22 protein-coding genes are annotated in these 24952 nt (G+C 68.9%); 4 read left to right on the forward strand and 18 right to left on the reverse strand.

What is annotated here, in order from left to right; all coding sequences use genetic code 11:
- Nucleotides 1-69: 69 nt before the first annotated feature.
- The 16 genes from ACZ5PP_RS06835 to gyrA form a co-directional block, all read right to left on the reverse strand.
- Nucleotides 70-312 (reverse strand): GlsB/YeaQ/YmgE family stress response membrane protein, encoded by a 243-nt coding sequence (locus tag ACZ5PP_RS06835; protein ID WP_464826912.1) that lies wholly within the window; start codon nt 310-312, stop codon nt 70-72.
- A gap of 46 nt (nt 313-358) precedes the next feature.
- Nucleotides 359-1150, reverse strand: coding sequence for a 3'-5' exonuclease (locus ACZ5PP_RS06840; RefSeq protein WP_041589681.1), 792 nt, complete (start codon nt 1148-1150; stop codon nt 359-361).
- Nucleotides 1147-1587 carry a DUF1318 domain-containing protein gene (locus ACZ5PP_RS06845; protein ID WP_004299072.1) on the reverse strand — a complete coding sequence of 147 codons (441 nt, stop codon included), beginning with the start codon at nt 1585-1587 and terminating at the stop codon, nt 1147-1149. Before ACZ5PP_RS06845 ends, ACZ5PP_RS06840 begins: the two co-directional genes overlap by 4 nt.
- Nucleotides 1584-1778, reverse strand: a complete 195-nt coding sequence (locus ACZ5PP_RS06850) for a hypothetical protein (protein WP_043746603.1) — start codon at nt 1776-1778, stop codon at nt 1584-1586. Before ACZ5PP_RS06850 ends, ACZ5PP_RS06845 begins: the two co-directional genes overlap by 4 nt.
- A gap of 24 nt (nt 1779-1802) precedes the next feature.
- Nucleotides 1803-3884, reverse strand: a complete 2082-nt coding sequence (locus ACZ5PP_RS06855; protein ID WP_464826913.1) for a translocation/assembly module TamB domain-containing protein — start codon at nt 3882-3884, stop codon at nt 1803-1805.
- A 100-nt stretch (nt 3885-3984) separates the two neighbouring features.
- Nucleotides 3985-4875, reverse strand: a complete 891-nt coding sequence (gene cysM, locus ACZ5PP_RS06860) for a cysteine synthase CysM (RefSeq protein ID WP_004299063.1) — start codon at nt 4873-4875, stop codon at nt 3985-3987.
- Between the two features lie 80 nt (nt 4876-4955).
- On the reverse strand, nt 4956-6131 hold the full coding sequence (gene lapB, locus ACZ5PP_RS06865; RefSeq protein ID WP_004299059.1) for a lipopolysaccharide assembly protein LapB: 1176 nt from the start codon (nt 6129-6131) through the stop codon (nt 4956-4958).
- Between the two features lie 6 nt (nt 6132-6137).
- Nucleotides 6138-6455, reverse strand: coding sequence for a LapA family protein (locus ACZ5PP_RS06870; RefSeq protein ID WP_004299057.1), 318 nt, complete (start codon nt 6453-6455; stop codon nt 6138-6140).
- A gap of 76 nt (nt 6456-6531) precedes the next feature.
- The gene (locus tag ACZ5PP_RS06875) at nt 6532-6819 is read right to left on the reverse strand and encodes an integration host factor subunit beta (RefSeq protein WP_004299053.1); all 288 of its coding nucleotides are present in this window, start codon (nt 6817-6819) and stop codon (nt 6532-6534) included.
- Nucleotides 6820-6830: 11 nt separating this feature from the next.
- A complete protein-coding gene (gene rpsA, locus ACZ5PP_RS06880; protein WP_004299050.1) occupies nt 6831-8534 on the reverse strand; it encodes a 30S ribosomal protein S1 in 1704 nt (567 codons plus the stop codon).
- Nucleotides 8535-8624: 90 nt separating this feature from the next.
- Nucleotides 8625-10586 (reverse strand): bifunctional 3-phosphoshikimate 1-carboxyvinyltransferase/cytidylate kinase, encoded by a 1962-nt coding sequence (locus ACZ5PP_RS06885; protein WP_273422850.1) that lies wholly within the window; start codon nt 10584-10586, stop codon nt 8625-8627.
- A gap of 51 nt (nt 10587-10637) precedes the next feature.
- On the reverse strand, nt 10638-11525 hold the full coding sequence (locus ACZ5PP_RS06890; RefSeq protein ID WP_043746609.1) for a prephenate dehydrogenase: 888 nt from the start codon (nt 11523-11525) through the stop codon (nt 10638-10640).
- Nucleotides 11526-11539: 14 nt separating this feature from the next.
- Nucleotides 11540-12637: a histidinol-phosphate transaminase gene (gene hisC, locus ACZ5PP_RS06895; protein WP_464826914.1), complete on the reverse strand. Its 1098-nt coding sequence runs from the start codon at nt 12635-12637 to the stop codon at nt 11540-11542.
- A gap of 62 nt (nt 12638-12699) precedes the next feature.
- A complete protein-coding gene (pheA, locus tag ACZ5PP_RS06900; RefSeq protein ID WP_012585794.1) occupies nt 12700-13767 on the reverse strand; it encodes a prephenate dehydratase in 1068 nt (355 codons plus the stop codon).
- Nucleotides 13768-13846: 79 nt separating this feature from the next.
- A complete protein-coding gene (gene serC / locus ACZ5PP_RS06905) occupies nt 13847-14944 on the reverse strand; it encodes a 3-phosphoserine/phosphohydroxythreonine transaminase (RefSeq protein ID WP_043746612.1) in 1098 nt (365 codons plus the stop codon).
- Nucleotides 14944-17595 (reverse strand): DNA gyrase subunit A, encoded by a 2652-nt coding sequence (gene gyrA, locus ACZ5PP_RS06910; RefSeq protein ID WP_464826915.1) that lies wholly within the window; start codon nt 17593-17595, stop codon nt 14944-14946. The genes serC and gyrA overlap by 1 nt, the downstream gene beginning before the upstream one ends.
- Nucleotides 17596-17786: 191 nt before the next feature.
- On the opposite strand from gyrA, the gene grpE reads away from it, so the two are divergent.
- From grpE to dnaJ, 3 genes are all read left to right on the forward strand, one after another.
- Nucleotides 17787-18410 (forward strand): nucleotide exchange factor GrpE, encoded by a 624-nt coding sequence (gene grpE / locus ACZ5PP_RS06915; protein ID WP_004298995.1) that lies wholly within the window; start codon nt 17787-17789, stop codon nt 18408-18410.
- Between the two features lie 116 nt (nt 18411-18526).
- Nucleotides 18527-20461 (forward strand): molecular chaperone DnaK, encoded by a 1935-nt coding sequence (gene dnaK / locus ACZ5PP_RS06920; RefSeq protein WP_004298992.1) that lies wholly within the window; start codon nt 18527-18529, stop codon nt 20459-20461.
- Between the two features lie 96 nt (nt 20462-20557).
- A complete protein-coding gene (gene dnaJ / locus ACZ5PP_RS06925; RefSeq protein WP_004298989.1) occupies nt 20558-21682 on the forward strand; it encodes a molecular chaperone DnaJ in 1125 nt (374 codons plus the stop codon).
- A 402-nt stretch (nt 21683-22084) separates the two neighbouring features.
- Here dnaJ and ACZ5PP_RS06930 read toward each other — a convergent pair whose 3' ends face one another.
- The gene (locus ACZ5PP_RS06930) at nt 22085-22510 is read right to left on the reverse strand and encodes a hypothetical protein (protein WP_004328313.1); all 426 of its coding nucleotides are present in this window, start codon (nt 22508-22510) and stop codon (nt 22085-22087) included.
- Between the two features lie 141 nt (nt 22511-22651).
- Nucleotides 22652-24037, reverse strand: coding sequence for a cysteine--tRNA ligase (gene cysS / locus ACZ5PP_RS06935; protein ID WP_012585797.1), 1386 nt, complete (start codon nt 24035-24037; stop codon nt 22652-22654).
- A gap of 292 nt (nt 24038-24329) precedes the next feature.
- Here cysS and ACZ5PP_RS06940 point away from each other — a divergent pair, with 292 nt between their 5' ends.
- Complete coding sequence (locus tag ACZ5PP_RS06940) at nt 24330-24917, forward strand: peptidylprolyl isomerase (protein ID WP_004322221.1); 588 nt, start codon at nt 24330-24332, stop codon at nt 24915-24917.
- Nucleotides 24918-24952 lie beyond the last annotated feature (35 nt).

A 24952-nucleotide genomic window follows, 5' to 3' on the forward strand; every position in this document is an offset into this window, starting at 1 on the left:
GCTGAAGTCCCGCATTATAGACACTGCGAAGAACTTGTCAAAGTTTTTTTGCAGTGTCGCGGAACGGGATCATTTCTTGAGGCGGGTCACCACGAAAAGGATCACCACCGCGCCGATGACCGCACCGAGGAAACCCGCGCCCTCGCCGGCGTGATAGATGCCGAGCGCCTGGCCGCCGTAGGTGGCGACCAGCGAGCCGGCGATGCCGAGCAGCGAGGTCATGATGATCCCGAGGCCGTCCTTGCCGGGGTGCAGCAGGCGCGCGACGAAGCCGACGAGCAGGCCGATGAGGATGGTTCCGATGATGCCCATGATGCTCTCCGTAAGAGGATGGGGGATGGAGCCGGCGCCGCGCCGCTCAGCCTTGCGGCCAGGCGGCGAGGAACTGCTTCCAGTGCGGTGCGTCGATGCGGCCGAGCGCCTCGCGCACCGTCTCCACCTCCGCCGCCCACGCGGCGGCGTCGAGATGCCCGCGCATGCGCTCGAAGCGCAGGTAGACGAGGTAGGTGTTGACGACGTCGGTCTCGCAGTAGTCGCGGATCTCGGCGATCCGGCCCTCCTGCCAGGCCTGCCAGACCGCCGAACCGTCCATGCCGAGCTTGCCGGGATAGCCCATGAGCTTGGCGAGGTCGTCGAGCGGCGCGCTCGCGCGCGGCTGGTAGAGCGCCAGCAAGTCCATCAGATCCAGATGACGACTATGGTAGCGGCTGATGTAGTTGTTCCACTTGAAGTCGCGCGAGTCGTGGTAGTCGCCCTCGCCCTGGTCCCAGTAGCGCGGTGCCGCAACGCCGTGCAGCATGCCGCGGTAGTGCAGCACCGGCAGGTCGAAGCCGCCGCCGTTCCACGACACGATCTGCGGCGAGTAGCGCTCGATGCCGTCGAAGAAGCGCTGGATGATCTCGCCCTCGCCGCTCTCGGGCTCGGAGAGCGAGAACACCCGGAAATGCTGCGCGTCGCGCAGCACGCAGGAGATCGCCACCACGCGCTGCAGATGGTGCGGCAGGAAGTCGTTGCCGTGGCTGGCGCGGCGCTGCTGGAACGCCCACTCCGCGACCTCGTAGTCGGACAGGCCCGCGGGCAGGTTCTCGATCGCGCGGATGCCGGCGACGTCGGGAATGGTTTCGATGTCGAAGACGAGGACCGGCATCATTTCCTCGACCACGCAGCGCCCTGCTGCACCCACCAGCCCGGCTGCGCGCGCTCGAGCCAACGCTGCGCGAAGGTGCGGCGCACCTCGGCCTCCCACTCGGGGTGACCGTTGGCGCGCGCGATCTCGCGGTAGAGCGCGGCACGGTCGGCATTTTCGGCGGCAACCGCGGCGTTGGCCTGGGCGCGCTGCGCGAGCGGCACCGCCGCGGCGTCGCGCAGGCTCACGGTACCGTCTGCGGCGATGCCCACCGCACCCGACGCATACAGCGGCGCGAGCTGCGCGTGGCGCTGCTGCATCGTCTTGCGCAGCGCGGAGATCGCCGGGGTGTCGATCTCGAGGTTGCCCTGCGCATGCACCGGGAAGGCGAGCGCGAGGCCGACGAACAGGGCCGCCAGGCGGCCCGCCCAGGAGCCGGACGGCATCGAAGCGGATTTCATTTCGCGTCTCCCGCGGCCGGCGGCGTGACAGGCGCGCTGCCCGCACCCTCGCGCAGCTGCCAGACCTCGTCGATGATCCGGTCGGCGGCCTTCTCGGCCGCCGCGGCCGGGAAATAGATGTTGATCGTGACGCAGGCCGCGGTGCTCGCAACCAGCGCAGCCGCGAACAGCCAGCGCGCAACAGGGTTCATGCCGTCCTCGCGGGATATGCAGATTCAATCGATCGTGGGAGAGACGCCCTCGGCCACCACGCGCTGCAGGCGGGCCACCAGTTCGTTCCAATCGACGCGCCGATTGTAGCCGATGACGTCGAGCGCCGGGACGCCTCCGCCGCGCACGATGGTGAAGCCGCCATCGGCGCGCGCGGCGCCGTCCGGCGCCGCATCCAGCCCGTCCATCTCGCATACGCCCTTGGCAAGCCGGCAGCGCAGGCCGAGCTCGCGATAGCCGAAAGTCTCGAACAGGCGCAGCACGCTGCGCTGCACCGCCGCGAGCGCGCCCCCGCCGCCGAGCGCGCCGAGGTTCTGCACCGCGCGCTGGCTGATGCGGCGGCGCTCGTCGCCGGCGATGCTGGCGATGCGGGCGTCGAAGGCCGTGGGCCGCCAGCTCGACAGCTCCAGGCCGCGCACATCGGCGTCGATATGACCGGTGATGCTGCCGAAGCTGAAGGCCTCGGTAAGCTGGGCGAGATCGATGTGGCGCGCCTCGATCTCGCCCGTCAGGTGCGAAGCGACGCCGAAGGGTTCGTGCACGCGCAGTCCGCTCGCCTGCACCCACCCGCCAAAGACGGACACCGCGAGCGTGCCGTCGAGCACGAGCTCGCCCGGACGCAGGTGCAAGCCCGGCAGCGCGGCCGACATCACCCCCGCCATGCGCGGCAGACCGAGCGCCTCGGTGAGCAAGGGCATCGACACCGGCTCGAGGACCGCGCCAGCGCTCCCCTCCCAGCCTGCGACGGACCAGCCGAGGGCGAGATCCCGGAGCACCAGCGCACCGTCGACCAAGGGGATGCGCGCGCCCGGCAGGCGCAGCCCGGCGGGCCCGAGCACCGCGTCGAGCGCGAAGGCCCCGAGCGCGAGCTTCTCCCAGCGCCCTCCGCCAACCTGCAGGGCGGCCTCGCCCCGGCCGCGCGAGGACCAGCGCACGCGCCCATCCACGGGGCCGAAGGCGAGCACCTCGGCGCGCGCCTCCTCCGCTACGCCGCCTGCGGCGATTCCCTCGCCCTGCGGCGACGCGAGACCGAAGCCCGCCCCATGCAGTTCCACGTCGACCGTCTCCAGCCGATCCCGGCGCAATTCGGCACGCAGGTCCGCCCGCCCCTCGAGGCGCAACCGCTGCGCACTCGCCGGCGCCAGCAGCGGCGCCAGCCAGCGCGGGCCGATGCGGACGAGATCGACATCGGTGAGCTCGACCGCGAGGGTGTCCAGCGTGCCGGCGAAGGTGTCGAACACGCCGCGCGCGGAGGCGGCTGCAACCCCATCGAGCGCCAGCTCGCCGCGCTCGAGCACGATCCGGCGGCCGTCGAAGCGCCCGTGCGCGCGCAGCCGCGGGCCGGCCTCGAAGAGCAGCGGATGCACATAGGCCGCGCCCGCGTCCCAGTCGAGCTGCGCCGCCCAGGACCACGCCGCGCCCGTCCCACGTGCATCGAGCGTGAAACCGGCCTCCACGCCCTCGGCTGCACGCAGACCGTCGCCACTCCCGAAGCCGCCGCCCGCGAGCCGGCCGCGCAGGGTTGCGGATGCGTCGCCCACACCCGCGGGCCGGTAATCGAGCTCGGCATCGAGCACGCCGGCGGCCTCGAGCTCGCGCAGGCGCGCGGCGAGCTCGGCGAGCCAGGGCTCCAGCAGGGCCGCGGTCGCCGCAGGGCGGATCCGGTGCAGACGGGCGCGCAAGCTGCCATCCGCTTGAATGGCAGCCTCGATGCGGCCGCCTTCGGCCAGGCGCAGCACGATCCGCGCCGGCCCGGGGCCGAGCGTCGCCTCGATGTCGGCCTCGAAGGGCAATCTCCGCCCGCGCAGCTCCAACCGTGCCGCGCTGCACCCGAGCACGCCGTCGTCGAGATGCAGGCTACCGCAACGCAGCGAGAGCGCGCGCCACTCGCGCGCACCGACCCGCAGGCGGCCGACCGCGATCTCCCCGCTTTGCGCATGCGCGTCGAAGCGCACGCTCAGCTCCTCCGCAGCAAGGCCGGGACGGGTGATCTCGGCGATCTGGAGGGCGAGCACCCGAAACACCGTTGCGCCCGCAAGCGGAACGGCGGTCGCCAGCATCAGCAGCAAGAGGGCGCAGGACGCCACGCGCAAGCCGCGACCGCGGCGGGACGACTCCCGTTCGGCACCTGCAGCCTCCACGCGACGCGATCGCCGCGTCACCCGCGGCCCGGCCAGCCGAAGGCGCTCAGGCCGGGAACACACCCGTCGACAGGTAACGGTCGCCGCGGTCGCAGACGATGGAGACGATCACCGCGTTCTCGACCTGAGCGGCGATGCGCAGCGCGACATGCATCGCGCCACCCGAGGAGATGCCCGCGAAGATGCCCTCCTCGCGCGCGAGCCGGCGGGTCATCTCCTCGGCGTCAGCCTGGCTGACGCGCTCGAAGCGATCGACCCGCGGGCGCTCGAAAATCTTCGGCAAGTACGCTTCGGGCCACTTGCGGATGCCGGGGATGGACGAGCCCTCCTCCGGCTCGCAGCCGACGATGCAGATGTCGGGATTGCGCTCCTTGAGGAAGCGCGAGGTGCCCATGATGGTGCCGGTGGTGCCCATCGAGCTGACAAAGTGGGTGATGCGGCCGCCAGTCTGCTCCCACAGCTCGGGGCCGGTACCCTCGTAGTGCGCCACCGGGTTGTCCGGGTTGGCGAACTGGTCGAGGATGATGCCGCGGCCCTCGTCGCGCATCTTCTCGGCGATGTCGCGCGCCATCTCCATGCCGCCCGAACTCGGCACCAACACGAGCTCGGCGCCGAACGCGCGCATGGTCTGACGGCGCTCGACGCTCTGGTTCTCCGGCATCACCAGGATCATGCGGTAGCCGCGGATCGCCGCGGCCATCGCGAGCGCGATCCCGGTGTTGCCGCTGGTGGCCTCGATCAGGGTGTCGCCCGGCTTGATCTGGCCGCGCGCCTCGGCGCGCATCACCATCGACAGCGCCGGGCGATCCTTGACCGAGCCGGCCGGGTTGTTGCCCTCGAGCTTGGCGAGGATCACGTTGTTGCGGCCGGCGTCGATGCGCTTGAGGCGCACCAGCGGCGTGCGGCCGACGTAGTCTTCCAGCGTCCTGAATTCCATTTCTACCCTGTGGAGTGGGGTTCTTCGGGAGGGTTCGTCGGGAGGTGGACTCCCGACCGGCCCGCCGGGTTCGCCGCGCTTCAGGGCGTCAGGTCGAACTCTTCGGTGCGCCGCGGTGGATAGGTCTCCCAGCCGCCGCAGGCCGGGCAGCGCCAGTGGAACTGGCGCGCCTTGAAGCCGCAGGTGTTGCAGCGATAGCGTGCGACGCGTCGGGTGTGACCGTGGATGAGCTGCTTGATGAGGTCGATGTCGGCGCGCTGCTCGGCCGGCGCGTTGAGCGCCGCCGCCTCGAGCAGCTTGTCGAGCCCGAGCAGCGTGGGGTTGCGGCGCAGCTCCTCGCGCACCATCTCGTAGGCCGCCTTGGGCCCCTCGCGCTCGAGCTCCCAGTGGAAGAGCTCGTCGAGCAGGTCGAGCGAGGCGTGCCCGGCGAGCCAGGCGCGCAACAGCTGGTGCCCCTGAGCCACGCGACCGAGGCGCCCGCAGGCGTCCATGACGCGCTCGGCGACGAGGGCGAGGTAATTGGGGTCCTGGTTTTCGATGCGCTGCCAGGCTTCCAGCGCTTCCTCGTCACGGCCCTGGGCGGCATGCAGGTCGCCGAGCAGCAGGCTCGCGCGCACGCAGCGGCGATTGACCTCGAAGGCACGATCGAGATGGCCCCGCGCCTCGTCGTGGCGCGAGTTCGCGAGCGCCGTGGCAGCGAGCTCGCAATGGAAGTTGGCGACCTCGGTGTGCCACATCACGCCTTCATGGCCAGGCAGCGCCTCGGCGACCTCGATCGCCTTGGCCCAGTCCTTCTCCTGCTGGTAGATCTCGAGCAGATAGCGCAGCGCGACATCGTTGGCGCGCGTGCCGCGCAGGCGCAGAAAGGCAGCCTCCGCGCGGTCCAGCAGGCCGGCCTTGAGAAAATCCTGGCCAAGCTCGCCGAGCGCCTGCAGGCGATGCTCGTCACTGATGTCCTCGCGGTCGACGAGCAGCTGGTGGATGCGGATCGCGCGGTCGGTCTCGCCGCGACGGCGAAAAAGGCTGCCGAGCGCGAAGTGCAGCTCGACGGTCTGCGGGTCGATGCGCACCGCCTCGACGAAGGCGTCGATCGCCTTGTCGGGCTGCTCGTTGAGCAGGAAATTGAGCCCGCTCAGGTAGGAGCGCGGAAGCGCGCGCGACTCCTGCACCACCTGGCGGATGTCGATGCGCGCGGCCAGCCAGCCGAGCGCAAAGAACAGCGGCAGCGCGAGCAGCCACCAGTATTCGATTTCCATCGGGGATCAGGGCATCGGCAAGCGGGACTCTGCCGCGGCGAGCGCGGTCTCGGTCGAGGCCTTCTCGCGCTCGACGAGCTCGACCTGGCGGCGCAGGCGCGAGATCTCGCGGCGCTGGCGCATCATCGAGGCAAGCGTCGCGGTGACGCCGATCAGGGCACCGGCGGCGAAGGTGACCAGGATCACGAACACCAGCGGAAGTTGCCACTGGATGCCGAAAAAGAAGTTCAGCGTGACCAGATGGTCGTTCTTGATCGCGAAGCCGAACAAGAGGAAGAACAGCAGCAGGCGGATGATCCAGATGATTGCACGCATGACCGGCATGATTCCCGAACGATGAACAAAAAGAAGGCGACCGCAGTCGCCCTCCATTATTGCCTGTAAACCGATCGCCGCGCGGTCAACTTCCGCCGAGATCCACCCTTTCGCGCAATTCCTTGCCCGCCTTGAAATGCGGGACGTATTTTTCCGGCACCAGCACCTTCTCGCCGGACTTGGGATTGCGCCCGGTACGGGGCGGACGGTAGTTCAGCGCAAAGCTGCCAAACCCGCGGATCTCGATGCGATCACCGCGCGCGAGCGCGTCGGTCATCGCATCGAGAATCATCTTGACCGCGTAATCGGCGTCCTTTGCGACCAGCTGGGGAAAACGCTCCGCCAGCTGGGCGATCAGCTCCGATTTGGTCATGATCGGACAGATTACTGCTTCTGCTCGTTCAGCTTGGCCTTGAGCAGGGCACCCAGGTTGGTGGTACCGGCGGAAGCGGAGCTCTCGGAAGCCAGCTTGCTCATGGCTTCGGACTGCTCGACCTGGTCCTTGGCACGAATCGACAGGCTGATCGAGCGGGTCTTGCGATCCACGTTGATCACCAGCGCCTCGACCTCATCCCCTTCCTTGAACATGGTGGTGAGGTCGTCGACACGGTGCGGAGCGGCCTCGGACGCGCGCAGGTAGCCTTCGACGTCGTCACCCAGCGAGATCACCGCGCCACGGGCCTCGACCGACTTCACGGTGCCGCGCACGAGGCTGTTCTTCTCGTGGGTGGCGATGAAGTTGGTGTAGGGGTCGCCCTCGAGCTGCTTGATGCCGAGCGAGATGCGCTCGCGCTCGACGTCGATCGCCAGCACCACGGCCTCGACCTCGTCGCCCTTCTTGAAGCGGCGCACGGCATCCTCGCCCGACTCGCTCCACGACAGGTCGGACAGGTGCACCAGGCCGTCGATGCCGCCTTCCAGGCCGATGAACACGCCGAAGTCGGTGATCGACTTGATCTGGCCACGGACCTTGTCGCCCTTCTTGTGGTTGATGGCGAAATCGTCCCACGGGTTGGACATGCACTGCTTCATGCCCAGCGAGATGCGGCGACGGTCTTCGTCGATCTCGAGGATCATGACCTCGACCTCGTCGCCCAGCTGCACGACCTTGGTCGGGTGGATGTTCTTGTTGGTCCAGTCCATCTCGGACACGTGGACCAGGCCCTCGATGCCCTGCTCGACCTCGACGAAGGCGCCGTAGTCGGTGATGTTGGTGACCTTGCCGAACAGGCGGGTGCCCTGCGGGTAGCGGCGCGAGATGCCCACCCACGGGTCTTCGCCGAGCTGCTTGAGGCCGAGCGAGACGCGGTTCTTTTCCTGGTCGAACTTGAGCACCTTGGCTTCGATCTCGTCGCCGACCGACAGCACTTCGGACGGGTGACGGACGCGACGCCAGGCCAGGTCGGTGATGTGCAGCAGGCCGTCGATGCCGCCGAGGTCCACGAACGCACCGTAGTCGGTGATGTTCTTGACCACGCCCTTGATGACGGTGCCTTCCTTGAGGTTGGCGAGCAGCTTCTCGCGCTCTTCGCCCATCGACTCTTCCAGCACGGCGCGACGCGAGACCACGACGTTGTTGCGCTTGCGGTCGAGCTTGATGACCTTGAACTCGTATTCCTTGCCTTCGTACGGCGTGGTGTCCTTGACCGGACGCATGTCGACCAGCGAGCCCGGCAGGAAGGCGCGGATGCTGTTGGTCATGACGGTCAGGCCACCCTTGACGCGGCCGGTGATGACGCCCTTGACCAGGGTGCCTTCGTTGAGCGCCTTCTCGAGGTCGTTCCAGGCGGCGATGCGCTTGGCCTTGTCGCGCGACAGGCGGGTCTCGCCGTAGCCGTCTTCGAGGGCGTCGATGGCGACGTGGACGAAGTCGCCGATGTTGGCTTCGAGTTCGCCGCGGTCGTTGCGGAACTCCTCGATGGGCACGTAGCTTTCGGACTTCAGGCCGGCGTTGACGACGACGAAGTTCTGGTCGATGCGCACGACTTCGGCGGTGATGACTTCACCGGCGCGCATTTCCTGGAGGGCGAGGCTTTCCTCGAAGAGGGCGGCAAAGCTTTCTTCGAAGGCAGGGGTGGCGTTGGACATAAAAGGTGGATTCCGGCACCGCCGTGGGACGGCAAACATGGCTGGTTCAAGAAAAAACGCGCCGGAGCCCACGCTCCCGCGCGATTGCGTTCAACCGGACGACTTGCCCCCCCGCCCGACGAGATCGAGAACGAAGGCGACGGCCTCGTCGACGTCCCGTTGAGTGGTGTCGAGCAGGGCCGCATCCGGCAGCTTCACGAGTGGCGCCACAGGCCGGGCGGCATCGCGCGCATCCCGTTCCTGAAGGTCTTTCAGAAGACTTTCCATGTTAGCAGCCAAACCCTTTTCGATCAACTGCTTATGGCGGCGTTCGGCGCGCGCCTCGGCCGAGGCGGTGAGGAAGACCTTGAGCCCTGCATCGGGGAAGATCACCGAGCCCATGTCGCGGCCTTCGGCCACCAGGCCGGGGGCCGCGCGGTAGTCGCGCTGGCGGTCGAGCAGGGCCGCACGCACCGCCGGCAGCACGGCGACCTTCGAGGCGCCGACCGAGCAGGCCTCGGAGCGGATCTCGTCGGTGACGTCGCGGTCCGCGCCCTCTCCCAACAGCACCCGCCCGCCCTCGAAGCGCGCCGGCAGACCCGCGGCGAGCGCGGCCACACCGGCCTCGTCGTCGAAGGCCACTCCCGCGCGCATCGCGGCCAGCGCCACCAGGCGGTAGAGCGAGCCGCTGTCGAGGTAGTGCCAGCCCAGCGCCTCGGCGACGCGTGCCGCCACCGTGCCCTTGCCCGAGGCCGAGGGACCATCGATGGCCAGCACCGGCACCGGCCGCGCCACCTGCGCAAAGGCCTCGAAATAGCCGGGGAAGGTCTTGTTCACGCACTTCGGGTCGTTGATGCGCACGCGGCAGCCCCCCAGGCTCGCGAGCGAGAAGCACATCGCCATGCGGTGGTCGTCGTAGGTGTCGATCGCCGCCGGCTGCAGGCGCGGCGGGCGCTGCACCACCAGGTAGTCGGCGCCCTCCTCCACCTCGGCGCCGAGCTTGCGCAGTTCGGTCGCCATCGCGGCGATGCGGTCGGTCTCCTTGACCCGCCAGCTCGCGATGTTGCGCAGCCGGCACGGCCCGTCGGCGAACAGCGCCGCCACCGCCAGCGTCATCGCCGCGTCGGGGATGTGGTTGAGGTCGAGGTCGAAGGCCTTCAGCACGCCGCCGGCGGGCGCCGCGGCCTCGATCCAGTTGTCGCCCAGGGTGATGCGCGCGCCAAGTTGCTCCAGCGCCTCGGCGAAGCGCACGTCGCCCTGGATGCTGGTCCGCCCCACACCTTCCACCCGCACCGGCCCACCACCGATCGCCCCGGCGGCGAGGAAATAGGATGCCGACGAGGCGTCGCCCTCGACGAACACCGTGCCCGGGCTGCGGTAGCGCGCGCCGCCCGGCACCACGAAGCGCTCCCAGCCCTGCTGCCCGACCTGCACGCCGAAGCGCGCCATCAGCTCGAGGGTGATGCGGATGTAGGGCTTGGAGATGAGCTCGCCCACCACCTCGATCGTGGTCTCCACTCCGGTCAGCGGCAGCGCCATCAGCAGCGCGGTGAGGAACTGGCTGGAGACGTCGCCACGCACGCGCACCACGCCACCGGGACGGATCGTGGCGGGCTTGAGATGCAGCGGAGGGTAGCCCTCGTTGGCGGTGCAGGTGATGTCGGTGCCGAGCTGGCGCAGCGCGTCGACGAGGTCGCCGATCGGGCGCTCGTGCATGCGCGGTACGCCCGACAGGCGGTACTCGCCGCCCGACAGCGCGAGCGCCGCGGTGAGCGGCCGGAAGGCGGTGCCGGCGTTGCCGAGGAAGAGATCGCCGGTCTTGACCGGGAAGGGGCCGCCGACGCCGCATACACGGTAATCCAGGCTGTCGCCCTCGCGCCGCCAATCGACGCCGAGCGCGCGCAGGGCCTCGAGCATGCGTTCGACGTCGTCCGACAGCAGCAGGTCGCGGATGTCGGTCTCGCCCTCGGCGAGCGCGGCCAGCAGCAGCACGCGGTTGGAGATGCTCTTCGAGCCGGGCAGGCGGACGCTGCCGGCGGCGCCCAGCATCGGGGGCAGATCGAGAAATTCCATCATGACCTCAGAAAACGGGGCCGTCCCCGCGAAACAGGAAAAAGCGCAGGCTCACTCGGCGGTACGGATCGGCAGCCCCTCGGCCCAGGCGTTGCGCGCGCGCCGGGCGCGCTCGAACACCGCCTCCAGGCCGTCGCCATCGCCCTCGACCAGCATCATGCGCAGGCGCGCGAGTTCGCCGAGGTAGGCATCGAGTTCCTCGAGCAGCGCGACCCGGTTGGCGACGCAGATGTCGCGCCACATCTCGGGATGACTGCCGGCGATGCGGGTGAAGTCGCGGAAACCGCTCGCCGCATGCGAGAACAGCAGCGGCGCGTTGCTGCGCCCGGCGAGGTCGTCGACCAGGCCGAAGGCGAGCAGGTGCGGCAGGTGGCTCACCGCGGCGAAGACGCGGTCGTGCTCCTGCGGTGTCATGCCGACCACGTTGGCACCGCAGGCCTCCCACGCGTCGCGCACCTTCTGGACGGCCTCGGGGCGACTCTCGGGCAGCGGCGTCAGCACCACCTTGCGGCCCATGTAGAGCTCGGCGAAGGCGGCCTCGACCCCGCTCTTCTCGGCGCCGGCGATCGGGTGCGCCGGCACCACGTCGGCGAGCGCGCCACCCAGATGAGTGCGCAACGCGGCGACCACGTCGCGTTTGGTGCTGCCGGCGTCGGTGACGATGGTGCCCGGGCGCAGGTGCGGCGCCATCGCGGCGAGGATCGCGTCGGTCTGCCCCACCGGCGCGGCGAGCAGCACCAGGTCGGCGCCGTCGAGCGCATCCGCCCAGCCCTCGGCGATCTCGTCGATCACGCCGAGCGCGCACGCGCGCTCGAGCACTTCGCGCCGGCGGCCGATGCCGACGATGCGCTCGACCGCGCCCGCGCGCCGCAGCGCGAGCGCGAAGGAGCCGCCGATCAGACCGACCCCGCAGACGACCAGCTTGCCGATGTGCGCCATCCTCCGCCCCTCGATCAGGCGAGCGCCTGGCGCAGCGCCTCGATGAAGCGCGTGTTTTCCTCGGGCAGGCCGATCGACACGCGCAGCCAGTGCGGCATGCCGTAGGCGGCGATCGGGCGCACGATCACGCCCTGGCGCAGCAGCGCCTGGTTGACCCCGATCGCGTCGCCCACCTTGAAGGTAACGAAGTTGCCGGCCGAGGGAATCCACTCCAGGCCGAGCTCGCGGAAGGCGGCGACGAGCTGGGCCATGCCGCGGCGGTTGACCTCGGCGCTGCGGGCGAGGAACTCGTCGTCGTCGAGCGCCGCCTCGGCCGCGGCGAGCGCCACCGAGGACACGTTGAAGGGCTGGCGCACGCGGTTCATCAGGTCGGCCACCTCGGGGTGGGCGATGGCGTAGCCCACGCGCAGGCCGGCCAGGCCGTAGGCCTTGGAGAAGGTGCGCGACACCAGCAGATTGGGGAAGCGCGCCAGCCAGGCGATCGAGTCGTAGCGCTGCTCGGGGGAAAGGTATTCGGTGTAGGCCTCGTCGAGCACCACCAGCACGTGGCGCGGCACCTTGGCGAGGAAGGCCTCGAGCTCGGCGCCGGGGACGAAGGTGCCGGTGGGGTTGTTCGGATTGGCGATGAACACCACGCGGGTCTGCGGCTCGATCGCCGCCGCCATGGCGTCGAGATCGTGGCCGAAGTTCTTCGCCGCCACCTCGATGCCGCGCGCGCCGCGCGCGTTGGTGGCGAGCGGGTAGACCGCGAAGGCGTGGCGCGAATACACCGCCGACAGCCCGGGCGCGAGGAAGGCCTGCGAGGCGAGCTCGAGGATGTCGTTCGAGCCGTTGCCGATGACGAGCTGCGCGGGCTCCACGCCGAAGCGCGCGCACAAGGCCTTCTTGAGCGCGAACGCGCCGCCGTCCGGATAGCGCGAGACCTCGCCGATCGCGGCGATCGCGGCATCGCGCGCGCGCGCGCTCATGCCGAGCGGGTTCTCGTTGGAGGCGAGCTTGACGATGCTCTCCTCGGGGATTCCCATCTCGCGGGCGAGCTCCGAGATCGGCTTGCCCGGCTGGTAGGCCATGATCGCGCGGATGTAGTCGGGGGCAAGGCTGGCAATGCTCATGGGTCGTCTCCTGCTGCGGCCCGCACTCCCCGCGCGGGCCTGGTGTGCAATCGGGGCCGCGCTCAGATCGCCGCGACCGGATAGGAACCGATGATCTTCACGAAGGCGGCGCGCTCGTCGAGCTCGCGCAGCGCGGCCGCCACCTCGGGGTCTTCGCGGTGGCCGTTGATGTCGGCGTAGAACACGTACTCCCACAGCCCGGAGCGCGCCGGGCGCGACTGCAGCTTGGTCATGTCCACGCCGTGGCGGGCCATCGGCTCGAGCAGGCTGTGGATCGCCCCCGGCCGGTTGGGCGCGGAGAACACCAGCGAGGTGCGGTCCTTGCCCGAGGGCCCGGCGTCGTGGTCGGCGATGACCAGGAAGCGCGTCGTGTTGTTGGGATCGTCCTCGATGTTGGGCGCGAGGATGTTGAGCCCGTAGAGCTGCGCCGCGGCGTCGCCGGCGATGGCGCAGGACTCGGGATCCTCGGAGGCCATGCGCGCGGCCTCGGCGTTGCTCGCCACCGGGATGCGCGGCAGGTGCGGGAGGTTGCGGTTGAGCCACTCGTGGCACTGCGCCAGCGACTGCGCGTGCGAGTAGATGCGGCGGGCGGCGCCGATGCCCTCGGCGCGCGACATCAGCTGCTGGTGGATGCGCAGGCGCACCTCGCCGCAGACCTTGAGCGGGTTGGCCAGCAGCAGATCGAGCGTGCCGCCGACCGCGCCCTCGGTGGAGTTCTCCACCGGCACCACGCCGTAGTCGGCATTGCCGGCTTCCACCGCGCGGAAGACGTCGTCGATCGCCGCCATCGCCAGGAAGTTGGGCGCGGAACCGAAGTGCTTGCGGCTGGCGCTCTCGGAGAAGGTGCCGGCGGGGCCGAGGTAGGCCACGCGCAGCGGCTGCTCCAGCCCGAGGCAGGCCGACATCACCTCGCGGAAGATGGTCTTCACCGCATCGGAAGACAGCGGGCCGGGGTTGAGCTCGGCCAGCCGGCGCAGCACCTGCGCCTCGCGCTCGGGGCGGTAATACATCACCCCGCGCTTGATCTCGCCCACGCGCTGCGCGCAGCGCGCGCGCTCGGCGAGGCGGGCGAGGATTTCCTCGTCGATGCGGTCGATCTCGTTGCGCAGTTTCAGCAGTTCGTCGCTCATGCTCGGCCCGTGGCCCCTCCGGCTTGCGTCCTGATGTTGTCCCGTGTTTCCGTCCCGCCTTGCCCTGCCCCGCGCGGCCTCAGCCGCGGCGGGCGGCGAAGTCGCGCATGAAGTCGACCAGCGCCTGCACGCCCGCGAGCGGCATCGCGTTGTAGATCGACGCGCGCATGCCGCCGACCGACTTGTGACCCTTCAGCTGCACCAGCCCGGCGGCCTTGGCCTCGGCGAGGAAGGCGTCGTTCAAGGTCTCGTCCTTGAGGAAGAAGGGCACGTTCATGCGCGAACGGCAGGCCGGGTCGATGCGATTCTCGTAGAAATCGCTGGCGTCGAGGAAGTCGTACAGCAGCTTCGCCTTGGCGACGTTCTGCGCCTCGATCGCCGCCACCCCGCCCTGGCGCTTGAGCCACTGGAAGACCAGCCCGGCGATGTAGATGCCGTAGGTGGGCGGCGTGTTGTACATCGAGCCGTTGTCGGCCACGGTCTTGAAGTCGAAGGCGGTGGGGCAGTGCGGCATCGCGCGCCCGAGCAGGTCCTCGCGCACGATCACGATGGTGAGACCCGCCGGGCCGATGTTCTTCTGCGCGCCGCCGAAGATGAGGCCGTACTTCGAGACGTCGATCACACGCGACAGGATGTGCGAGGACATGTCGGCCACCACCGGCACCTCGCCGCGGCCGATCTGCGCGAGGTCGGGCTCGAAGGGGTACTCGAGGCCGCCGATGGTCTCGTTGGTGCAGGTGAACACGTAGGCCGGGTCGGCCGACAGCCTCCAGTCCGCCATCGCCGGCACGGTGGTGAAGCCGCCCGCCTCGGACGAGGCGGCGATGTTCACCTCGGCGTACTTGCGCGCTTCCTTCTGCGACTTCTGCGACCACGAACCGGTGACCACGTAGTCGGCCACACGCCTGTCGCCCATCAGGTTCATCGGGATGATCGCGTTCTCGGCGATGGCCCCGCCCTGCATGAAGAGGACGCGGTAGCCGGCCGGCACCGCGAGCAGCTCGCGCAGGTCGGCCTCGGCCTGGGCGGCGATCGCGGTGAATTCCTTGCCGCGATGGCTCATCTCCATGACGCCCATGCCGCTGCCGTGCCAGTCGAGCATCTCGTCGGCGGCCTGGCGCAGCACCTCTTCGGGCAGCACCGCGGGACCGGCGCTGAAGTTCCACACGCGACTCATCAGGCCTCTCCTTCCTCGTCCGCAGCGGGGGCCTCGCCCTCGCCCGGCGCGGCTTGTGCGCCGCCTTCGGCCTCGCCGCCCTCGGCGCCCTCGCCGCTGGCACGCATGCTCTCGTCCGACTCGGACTCGGCCACCTTCTCGATGCTGGCGAGGAAGGTGCCCTCGTCCAGGTTGATCAGGGTCACGCCCTGGGTCGAGCGGCCCATCTCGCGGATGCTCTCGACGCTGGTGCGGATCAGCACGCCGCCGGTGGAGATCAGCATCACCTCGTCGCTCGGCTCGACCAGCACCGCGCCCACCAGCCTGCCGTTGCGGTCGCTGGTCTGGATCGCGATCATGCCCTTGGTGCCGCGGCCGTGGCGGGTGTATTCCGCCACCGGGGTGCGCTTGCCGTAGCCGTTCTCGGTCGCGGTCAGCACCGACTGCGACTCGTCCTTGGCCACCAGCATCGCGATCACCGCCTGACCGTCCTCCAGCGTCATGCCGCGCACGCCGCGCGCGTCGCGCCCCATCGGGCGCACGTCGGTCTCGGCGAAGCGCACCGCCTTGCCGGCGTCGGAGAACAGCATCACGTCGCACTGGCCGTCGGTGATCGCCACCCCGATCAGGTGGTCGCCGTCGTCCAGGTTGACCGCGATGATGCCGGCCTTGCGCGGATTGGAGAACGCGGTGAGCGCGGTCTTCTTGACCGTGCCTTCCGAGGTCGCCATGAACACGAAGTGCTCCTCGTCGAACTCCTTGATCGGCAGCACCGCGGTGATCTTCTCGCCTTCCACCAGCGGGAAGAGGTTCACGATCGGCTTGCCGCGCGAGTTGCGCGTGCCCTCGGGGACCTCGTACACCTTGAGCCAGTAGCAGCGCCCGCGGTTGGAGAAGCACAGCACCGTGTCGTGAGTGTTGGCGACGAAGAGGTGGTCGATGAAGTCCTCGTCCTTCATCGAGGTCGCCTGCTTGCCGCGGCCACCGCGGCGCTGGGCGCGGTAGTCGGCGAGCGGCTGGCGCTTGAAGTAGCCGGTGTGCGACAGGGTCACGACCATGTCTTCCGGCGTGATCAGGTCCTCGATGTTGATCTCGGCGGTGTTCATCACCAGCTCGGAGCGGCGCGGATCGCCGAACTGGTTGCGGATCGCGCCGAGCTCCTCGACGATGATCGCGGTGATGCGCTCGGGGCGGGCGAGGATGTCGAGCAGGTCGGTGATGACGTCCATGACCTCGCGGTATTCGCCGACGATCTTGTCCTGCTCCAGCCCGGTCAGACGCTGCAGGCGCAATTCGAGGATGGCCTGGGCCTGGGCTTCGGACAGCCGGTAACCCTGCGCCTGCAGCCCGTACTGCGGATCCAGCCCTTCCGGCCGGTAGCTGTCGGCCAGTGCGCGCGCCAGCATCTCCTCGACCAGCGCCGAGCGCCACTCGCGCGCCATCAGCTCGCGCTTGGCATCGGCCGGCGTGGGCGCGGCCTTGATCAGCGCGATGATCTCGTCGACGTTGGACAGCGCCACCGCCAGGCCTTCGAGGATGTGGCCACGATCGCGCGCCTTGCGCAGCTCGAAGATGGTGCGGCGGGTGACGACCTCGCGGCGGTGCTCGAGGAAGCACACCAGCATCTGCTTGAGGTTGAGCAGGCGCGGCTTGCCGTCGACCAGCGCCACCATGTTCATGCCGAAGCTGTCCTGCAGCTGGGTGTGCTTGAACAGCTTGTTCAACACCACCTCGGGCATCTCGCCGCGCTTGAGCTCGATCACCAGGCGCATGCCCGACTTGTCCGACTCGTCGCGGATCTCGCTGATGCCCTCGATCTTCTTCTCGTTGACCAGCTCGGCCATGCGCTCCTGCAGGGTGCGCTTGTTCACCTGGTAGGGCAGCTCGTCGACGATGATGGCCTGGCGATCGGTCTTGCCGATCGGCTCGAAGTGCGTGCGCGCGCGCATGATCACGCGGCCGCGGCCGGTGCGGTAGCCCTCGCGCACCCCGGCGAGGCCATAGATGAGGGCCGCGGTGGGGAAGTCGGGCGCCTGCACGATGTCGATCAGGGCCTCGATGTCGGTGTCGGGCTCGGCGAGCAGCTTCAGGCAGGCGTCGACGATCTCGCCCAGGTTGTGCGGCGGGATGTTGGTCGCCATGCCCACCGCGATGCCGGCCGAGCCGTTGATCAGCAGGTTGGGGATGCGCGCGGGCAGGACCAGCGGCTCCTTCTCCGAGCCGTCGTAGTTCGGCCCGAAGTCCACCGTCTCCTTGTCGATGTCGGCCAGCAGCTCATGGCCGATGCGCGCCATGCGGATCTCGGTGTATCGCATTGCCGCCGCGTTGTCGCCGTCGACCGAGCCGAAGTTGCCCTGGCCATCGACCAGCATGTAGCGCAGCGAGAAGTCCTGCGCCATGCGCACGATGGTGTCGTACACCGCGGTGTCGCCGTGCGGGTGGTACTTGCCGATGACGTCGCCGACGATACGCGCCGACTTCTTGTAGGCGCGGTTCCAGTCGTTGGACAGTTCGTGCATCGCGAACAGCACGCGCCGATGCACCGGCTTGAGGCCGTCGCGCGCATCGGGGAGCGCCCGCCCCACGATCACGCTCATCGCGTAATCGAGGTAGGAGTGGCGCATCTCCTCTTCGAGGCTGATCGGCAGGGTTTCCTTGGCGAACTGGGTCATGCTTCAAGGCGGGCGAGCCGCGAAAACCAAAACATGTGATCTTACCATGCCACCATCGCCGGCCTTCGTTCGCGGGCGCATGCCGCGGACGATGCTAGCCCGTCGGACATTTTTCCGCCGCGCCTCTTGAACTCGCGCAGACCGTCCCCAAGTACCCGGCTGTTTCGCATTCCAACACGGAGCCAACCGACATGCAGGACCCGAACCAGGCCAGCCAGAACCCCACCGACCAGCCGGCGGAACAGGCCGCGCAGGGCGGCGCGCAGCAGCCCGCGCAGCGAGGCCCGGAGCTCGACCTCCAGGCCGCCGCTGCGGCGGCGGACACCGCGCCGGAGAACGGCATCGACAGCATGCCGAGCCTCGAGGAGGCGCTGCGCCAGGCCGAGCTGAAGGCCGCCGAGCACCACGACGCCTGGCTGCGCGCCAAGGCCGAGACCGAAAACCTGCGCCGACGCGCGCAGGACGACATCGCCAAGGCCTCCAAATTCGCCGCCGAGAAGTTCGCCACCGCGATGCTGCCGGTCAAGGACAGCCTGGAGGCCGCGCTCGCCACCGAGAACCAGACCGTCGAGAAGATGCGCGAGGGCGTGGAGCTCACCCTCCGGCAGCTGATCTCCGCGTTCGAGGGCGCCAAGCTCGCCGAGGAGAACCCGCTCGGGCAGAAGTTCGACCCCAACAAGCACCAGGCGATCAGCATGGTCGAGGCCGATGCCGAGCCCAACACCGTCGTCACCGTGCTGCAGAAGGGCTACCTGCTCAGCGAGCGCGTCATCCGCCCGGCGATGGTGATGGTCTCCAAGGGCAAGGCCCAGTAACCCCCGCAGGCAAATTCGCGCGGCGCGCTTGAAAGCGCGTCCGCCCGCCCCATATTCGAACCAGACCGGCGCGCCACAGGCCGCGCCACCCGAATCCAGACGAAAAAGGAACTCTCATGGGCAAGATCATCGGTATCGACCTCGGCACCACCAACAGCTGCGTCTCCGTGATGGAAGGCGGCAAGCCGAAGGTCATCGAGAACTCCGAAGGCGCGCGCACCACCCCCTCGGTGGTCGCCTACGCCGAAGACGGCGAGATCCTGGTCGGCGCGCCGGCCAAGCGCCAGGCGGTCACCAACGCCAAGAACACCCTGTTCGCGATCAAGCGCCTGATCGGCCGTCGCTTCCAGGAGAAGGAAGTGCAGAAGGACATCGACCTGATGCCCTTCACCATCACCAAGGCCGACAACGGCGACGCCTGGGTGGAAGTGCGCGGCAAGAAGATCGCGCCGCCGCAGGTCTCCGCCGAGATCCTGCGCAAGATGAAGAAGACCGCCGAGGACTACCTCGGCGAGGAAGTCACCGAAGCGGTCATCACCGTGCCGGCCTACTTCAACGACAGCCAGCGTCAGGCCACCAAGGACGCCGGCCGCATCGCCGGCCTGGAAGTCAAGCGCATCATCAACGAGCCCACCGCGGCCGCGCTCGCCTTCGGCATGGACAAGAAGCCGGGCGACTCCAAGATCGCGGTGTATGACCTCGGCGGCGGCACCTTCGACATCTCGATCATCGAGATCGCCGACCTCGACGGCGAGCACCAGTTCGAGGTGCTGGCGACCAACGGCGACACCTTCCTGGGTGGCGAGGACTTCGACCAGCGCATCATCGACTACATCGTCACCGAGTTCAAAAAGGAACAGGGCGTCGATCTCAAGAACGACGTGCTCGCACTGCAGCGCCTGAAGGAAGCCGCCGAGAAGGCCAAGATCGAGCTGTCCTCCGGCCAGCAGACCGAGATCAACCTGCCCTACATCACCGCCGACGCCTCGGGCCCAAAGCACCTCGCGATCAAGATCACCCGCGCCAAGTTCGAGTCGCTGGTGGAAGACCTGATCGAGCGCTCGATCGAGCCCTGCCGCATCGCGCTGAAGGACGCCGGCCTCAAGGTCTCGGACATCGACGACGTGATCCTGGTCGGCGGCCAGACCCGCATGCCCAAGGTCATCGACCGCGTGAAGGAGTTCTTCGCCAAGGAGCCGCGCCGTGACGTCAACCCTGATGAGGCCGTGGCGGTGGGCGCCTCCATCCAGGGCGGCGTGCTGCAGGGCGAGGTCAAGGACGTGCTGCTGCTCGACGTCACCCCGCTGTCGCTGGGCATCGAGACCCTGGGCGGCGTGATGACCAAGCTGATCCAGAAGAACACCACGATCCCGACCAAGGCCAGCCAGGTCTTCTCGACCGCCGACGACAACCAGTCGGCCGTGACCATCCACGTCCTGCAGGGCGAGCGCGAGATGGCCTCGGGCAACAAGAGCCTGGGCCAGTTCAACCTCTCCGACATCCCGCCGGCGCCGCGCGGCATGCCGCAGATCGAGGTCACCTTCGACATCGACGCCAACGGCATCCTGCACGTGTCGGCCAAGGACAAGGCGACCGGCAAGGAGAACAAGATCAAGATCCAGGCCAACTCCGGCCTGTCGGACGAGGAAGTCCAGCGCATGGTGCGCGACGCCGAGGCGCACGCCGAGGAAGACAAGAAGGCCCACGAGCTGGTCGACGCGCGCAACCAGTGTGACGCACTGATCCACTCGACCAAGAAGGCGCTGACCGAGTACGGCGACAAGCTCTCCGACGACGAGAAGTCCAAGATCGAAGCCGCGATGAAGGAGGCCGAAGAGTCGATCAAGAGCGGCGACAAGGACAGCATCGAAGCCAAGAGCCAGGCCCTGGCGATGGCCGCGCAGAAGCTCGGCGAGCACATGTACGCCCAGGCCCAGGCCGAAGGCGGCGCCCAGCCAGGTGCGGGAGCGGGCGGCCAGCAGGCCGGCGGCAAGGCCGACGACGCCGACGTGGTGGATGCCGAATTCACCGAAGTGAAGGACAAGAAGTAATCGTCGTTCTGGCGAATCCTTCGCGGCCGAGCCCCGCCGGAGCCCTGCTCCGGTGCCGGCTCGGCCTTTGCTTGAGACCAGACTGAGCGCAGCACCATGTCCAAACGCGATTACTACGAAGTCCTGGGCGTCAACCGCGACGCCGGCGACGACGAGATCAAGAAGGCCTACCGCAAGCTGGCCATGAAGTTTCATCCGGACCGCAATCCGGACAACAAGGAAGCCGAGGAGAAGTTCAAGGAGGCCAAGGAGGCCTACGAGATGCTCTCCGACCCGCAGAAGAAGGCTGCCTACGACCGCTACGGCCACGCCGGCGTCGATCCGTCGATGGGCGCGGGCCCCGGCGCGCAGGGCTTCGACGGCTTCGCCGACGCCTTCGGCGACATCTTCGGCGACCTCTTCGGGGGCGGCGGACGCGGCGGGCGCTCGAACGTCTATCGCGGCGCCGACCTGCGCTACAACCTCGAGATCACCCTGGAAGAGGCCGCGCGCGGCGCCGAGAAGACGATCCGCATCCCCACCGTCGAGGAGTGCGGCACCTGCCACGGCAGTGGCGCCAAGCCCGGCACCCATCCCAAGCCCTGCCCCACCTGCCAGGGCCACGGCCAGGTGCGCGTGCAGCAAGGTTTCTTCTCGATCCAGCAGACCTGCCCGAAGTGCCACGGCAGCGGCAAGATCATCCCCGACCCCTGCCGCGACTGCGGCGGCGCCGGCCGCACCAAGAAGCAGAAGACGCTCGAGGTGAAGATCCCCGCCGGCATCGACGACGGCATGCGCCTGCGTCACGCCGGCCACGGCGAGCCCGGCCTCAACGGCGGCCCGCCGGGCGACCTCTACGTCGAGATCCACATCCGCAAGCACGCGGTGTTCGAGCGCGACCACGACGACCTGCACTGCGAGATGCCGATCAGCATCACCACCGCGGCGCTCGGCGGCGAGATCGAGATCCCGACGCTGGAAGGCATGGCGCGGCTGAAGATCCCCGCGGAGACGCAGAGCGGCAAGGTCTTCCGGCTGCGCGGCAAGGGCATCAAGAACGTGCGCAGCCACGTGCACGGCGACCTGATGTGCCACGTGGTGGTCGAGACCCCGGTGAACCTGACCGAGCGTCAGAAGGAGTTGCTGCGCGAGTTCGAGGAGAGCGCCAGCGGCAACGCCACGCGCCACAACCCCAAGGCGCAGGGCTGGATGGACAAGGTGCGGGACTTCTTCGGCGGCTGACGCCTGTTCGCGGGCGCGGGGCGGGCCCGGTTTCAGCCGCCTCGCGCCCGCCGCCGCGCGTCGCGGCTCGCGACGTCGATCGCGACTTGCGTCGCTCCCACGGAAACCGTCACGCCCGCCGCCGCGCGTCGCGGCTCGTAACGTCGATCGCGACTTGCGTCGCTCCCACGGAAACCGTCACGCCCGCCGCCGCGCGTCGCGGCTCGCAACGTCGATCGCGACTTGCGTCGCTTCCACGGAAACCGTCACGCCCGCCGCCGCGCGTCGCGGCTCGCGACGTCGATCGCGACTTGCGTCGCTCCCACGGAAACCGTCACGCCGGCCAACGCCCGATGCGTCCCCCGTAGGAGCGACGCAAGTCGCGATTTCAGCCGCCCAACGACCGCCGCGCGACTGAGAGGCTCAGGCCAGCCCTTCGGCCTGGTCGGGCAGCCAGACCTGCTCGCCGTTCGGGCGGTAGGCCAGCAGGTGGGCGACGATGCCGCCCTGGATCGACATGATCATGGTCTCGAGCGCCTTCTGCACCGTATCGTCGCTCGGCTCGCGCCCGCCCTGCCCGCTCAGGCAACCGACGAACATCATGTCCCAGCTCTGCCCGGTGTGGCGCGACTCCTCGACCAGTTCCTCGAAGCTCTGCAGCTCGTCGGGCTTCTTGTCCACATACATCACCGGAACCAGCGCCCCGCCCTCGCCCTGCTCGAACTTGGCGCGCTGCTCGGCGGTGGCCTTCTCCGGCAGCTCGGCGCGGGTGAAGACGAGCAGCAGGCGCTGCGGTTCGGGTTGCTGGCGCGCGGCGTCGAGCAGGCTCTGGAAGCCGGTGATGATCATGTGCGGGGTTCCTTGTACGGGTTCGGATCGTTTGGATTCAACTCGGCCAGCCACGGCAGCGCCTGGCGATACCGCGGTGACCTGCGCCACAGCACAGCGCTGATGCCGACCAGCGCAGTCGCCCCGCTGGCCGCTGCAGGCTCAGGCGCGGCGCCAGGTGGTGCCGCCGGGGCCGTCCTCGAGGATCACGCCGGCCTCGGTCAGCTCTGCGCGGATGCGGTCGGCCTCGGCGAAGTTCTTCGCCTTCTTGGCGGCCGCGCGCTCGGCGATCTTCGCCTCGATCGCGTCGGCGTCCAGCCCGTCCGCGTCGGGCGCACCCGCCTGCAGGAAGGCCTGCGGTTCGCGTCCCAACAGGCCGAGCACGCCGCCGAGCGCCTTCAGTTGCGCGGCGAGCGCCGGCGCGGCGCTGCGGTTGACCTCGTTGGCGAGCTCGAACAGTACCGCCACCGCTTCGGCGGTGTTGAAGTCGTCGTCCATCGCCGCGCGCAGGCGCTGCGCGAAGGGCTCGCTCCAGTCGACCACCGGCTCACCGGCCACCGGCACGTTCTTGAGCGCGGTGTACAGGCGGGTGAGCGCGTTGCGGGCGTCCTCGAGGTGGGCGTCGGAGTAGTTGAGCGCGCTGCGGTAGTGCGCGCGCAGGATGAAGAAGCGCACCACCTCCGGATCGTACTTCTGCAGCACCTCGCGGATGGTGAAGAAGTTGCCGAGCGACTTCGACATCTTCTCGTCGTCGACGCGCACGAAGCCGTTGTGCATCCAATAGTTGACGAAGGCATGGCCGTGCGCGCCTTCGGACTGGGCGATCTCGTTCTCGTGGTGCGGAAACTGCAGGTCCATGCCGCCGCCGTGGATGTCGAAGTGGTCGCCGAGCAGGTCCGAGCTCATCGCCGAGCATTCGATGTGCCAGCCCGGCCGGCCCTCGCCCCAGGGCGAGGCCCACTTCACCTCGCCCGGCTCCTCGACCTTGGCGTGCTTCCACAACACGAAGTCGAGCGGGTCGTTCTTGTCCTGCGCTACATCCACACGCTCGCCGGCGCGCAACTCGTCGAGCGACTTGCCCGACAGCTTGCCGTAGCCGTCGAACTTGCGCACCGCGTAGCACACGTCGCGGTTGCCGGCCACGTAGGCCAGGCCCTTCTGCTCCAGGCGCGAGATCAGCGACTGCATCTGCGCGACGTAGTCGGTGGCGCGCGGCTCGTGGTCGGGGCGCAGCACGCCGAGCGCGTCGGCGTCCTCGTGCATCGCGGCGATGAAGCGGTCGGTGAGCTGGCGGATGCTCTCGCCGTTCTCCTGCGCGCGGCGGATGATCTTGTCGTCGATGTCGGTGATGTTGCGCACGTAGGTCACGTCCAGCCCGCTCGCGCGCAGCCAGCGCGCCACCATGTCGAACACCACCATCACGCGCGCATGGCCGAGGTGGCAGAAGTCGTACACCGTCATGCCGCAGACGTACATGCGGACCTTGCCGGGTTCGATGGGCGTGAAGGCTTCCTTGCTGCGCGACAGGGTGTTGTAGATGGAGAGCATCGGTGCGGGCGGGTCGTTGCTGGAGGCCGGCCGCAGGCGGAACGCGGGCGGCGGCTCGATTGTGAGGGGGGGGGGCTTGTTGCTAGAATCCGGCGCTCGAGGCGGACTTCGGCAGGCCCACGCAAGCGCGCGAGTATAGCACGCCGCCTCCGCCCCCTTCCCCGGGCCCGGCCGCCCGGCGTGCATCGGGAGCGCATGCGGCACGCGCATCGGGCTTGCCCGGAGCGCCCGCGTCCTGCCAGCTCTCCAGCCATCCCGGCGGCCATCCTTCCGCCCCATTCCAGGAGTCCCCATGAAACGACACCTGCTTGCCTTCGCCACCGCGGCCAGCCTAGCCTTCCCGGTGCTCGCCGCCAACCCGACGGTCGAGCTCAAGACCAGCCAGGGCGATATCGTCGTCGAGGTCTTCGCCGACAAGGCGCCCAAGTCCGCCGAGAACTTCGTGCAGTATGTGAAGGACGGCTTCTACGACGGCACCGTGTTCCACCGCGTGATCGACGGCTTCATGGTGCAGGGCGGCGGCTTCGACGCAAGCATGAACCAGAAGGCCACGCGCGCCCCGATCGAGAACGAGGCCAAAAACGGCCTCAAGAACGAGCGCGGCACCCTGGCGATGGCGCGCACCTCCGACCCGCACTCGGCGAGCGCGCAGTTCTTCATCAACCTCGTCCCCAACACCTTCCTCGACTACCCGTCGCGCGACGGCTGGGGCTACGCGGTGTTCGGCAAGGTCGTCAAGGGCATGGAGGTCGTCGACAAGATCGCCAAGCTGCCCACCGCCAACCGCGGCTTCCACCAGAACGTCCCGGTCGAGGCGATCGTCGTCGAGAGCGCGCGCGTGGTCGGCACCGCCGCGCCGGCGAAGAAGCCTGCGAAGTAAGCCCGCGAAGCGAACCCACACCCCCCTGCCCGGCG

This window comes from Thauera sp. DNT-1 (genome assembly GCF_055393985.1).

Bases quoted from the DNA above. Each gene is read 5' to 3' on its own strand.
- cysM (WP_004299063.1), bottom strand. From the start codon at position 4,875: ATGGAATTCAGGACGCTGGAAGACTACGTCGGCCGCACGCCGCTGGTG.
- ACZ5PP_RS06845 (WP_004299072.1), bottom strand. From the start codon at position 1,587: ATGAAATCCGCTTCGATGCCGTCCGGCTCCTGGGCGGGCCGCCTGGCG.
- serC (WP_043746612.1), bottom strand. From the start codon at position 14,944: ATGAGTCGCGTGTGGAACTTCAGCGCCGGTCCCGCGGTGCTGCCCGAA.
- gyrA (WP_464826915.1), bottom strand. From the start codon at position 17,595: ATGACCCAGTTCGCCAAGGAAACCCTGCCGATCAGCCTCGAAGAGGAG.
- ACZ5PP_RS06850 (WP_043746603.1), bottom strand. From the start codon at position 1,778: ATGAACCCTGTTGCGCGCTGGCTGTTCGCGGCTGCGCTGGTTGCGAGC.
- lapB (WP_004299059.1), bottom strand. From the start codon at position 6,131: ATGGAAATCGAATACTGGTGGCTGCTCGCGCTGCCGCTGTTCTTTGCG.
- ACZ5PP_RS06840 (WP_041589681.1), bottom strand. From the start codon at position 1,150: ATGATGCCGGTCCTCGTCTTCGACATCGAAACCATTCCCGACGTCGCC.
- ACZ5PP_RS06875 (WP_004299053.1), bottom strand. From the start codon at position 6,819: ATGACCAAATCGGAGCTGATCGCCCAGCTGGCGGAGCGTTTTCCCCAG.
- ACZ5PP_RS06930 (WP_004328313.1), bottom strand. From the start codon at position 22,510: ATGATCATCACCGGCTTCCAGAGCCTGCTCGACGCCGCGCGCCAGCAA.
- pheA (WP_012585794.1), bottom strand. From the start codon at position 13,767: ATGAGCGACGAACTGCTGAAACTGCGCAACGAGATCGACCGCATCGAC.
- rpsA (WP_004299050.1), bottom strand. From the start codon at position 8,534: ATGTCCAACGCCACCCCTGCCTTCGAAGAAAGCTTTGCCGCCCTCTTC.
- dnaK (WP_004298992.1), top strand. From the start codon at position 18,527: ATGGGCAAGATCATCGGTATCGACCTCGGCACCACCAACAGCTGCGTC.
- ACZ5PP_RS06890 (WP_043746609.1), bottom strand. From the start codon at position 11,525: ATGGCGCACATCGGCAAGCTGGTCGTCTGCGGGGTCGGTCTGATCGGC.
- ACZ5PP_RS06870 (WP_004299057.1), bottom strand. From the start codon at position 6,455: ATGCCGGTCATGCGTGCAATCATCTGGATCATCCGCCTGCTGCTGTTC.
- ACZ5PP_RS06835 (WP_464826912.1), bottom strand. From the start codon at position 312: ATGGGCATCATCGGAACCATCCTCATCGGCCTGCTCGTCGGCTTCGTC.
- cysS (WP_012585797.1), bottom strand. From the start codon at position 24,037: ATGCTCTCCATCTACAACACCCTGTCGCGCAGCAAGGAAGCCTTCACG.
- hisC (WP_464826914.1), bottom strand. From the start codon at position 12,637: ATGAGCATTGCCAGCCTTGCCCCCGACTACATCCGCGCGATCATGGCC.
- dnaJ (WP_004298989.1), top strand. From the start codon at position 20,558: ATGTCCAAACGCGATTACTACGAAGTCCTGGGCGTCAACCGCGACGCC.
- ACZ5PP_RS06940 (WP_004322221.1), top strand. From the start codon at position 24,330: ATGAAACGACACCTGCTTGCCTTCGCCACCGCGGCCAGCCTAGCCTTC.
- ACZ5PP_RS06885 (WP_273422850.1), bottom strand. From the start codon at position 10,586: ATGGAATTTCTCGATCTGCCCCCGATGCTGGGCGCCGCCGGCAGCGTC.
- grpE (WP_004298995.1), top strand. From the start codon at position 17,787: ATGCAGGACCCGAACCAGGCCAGCCAGAACCCCACCGACCAGCCGGCG.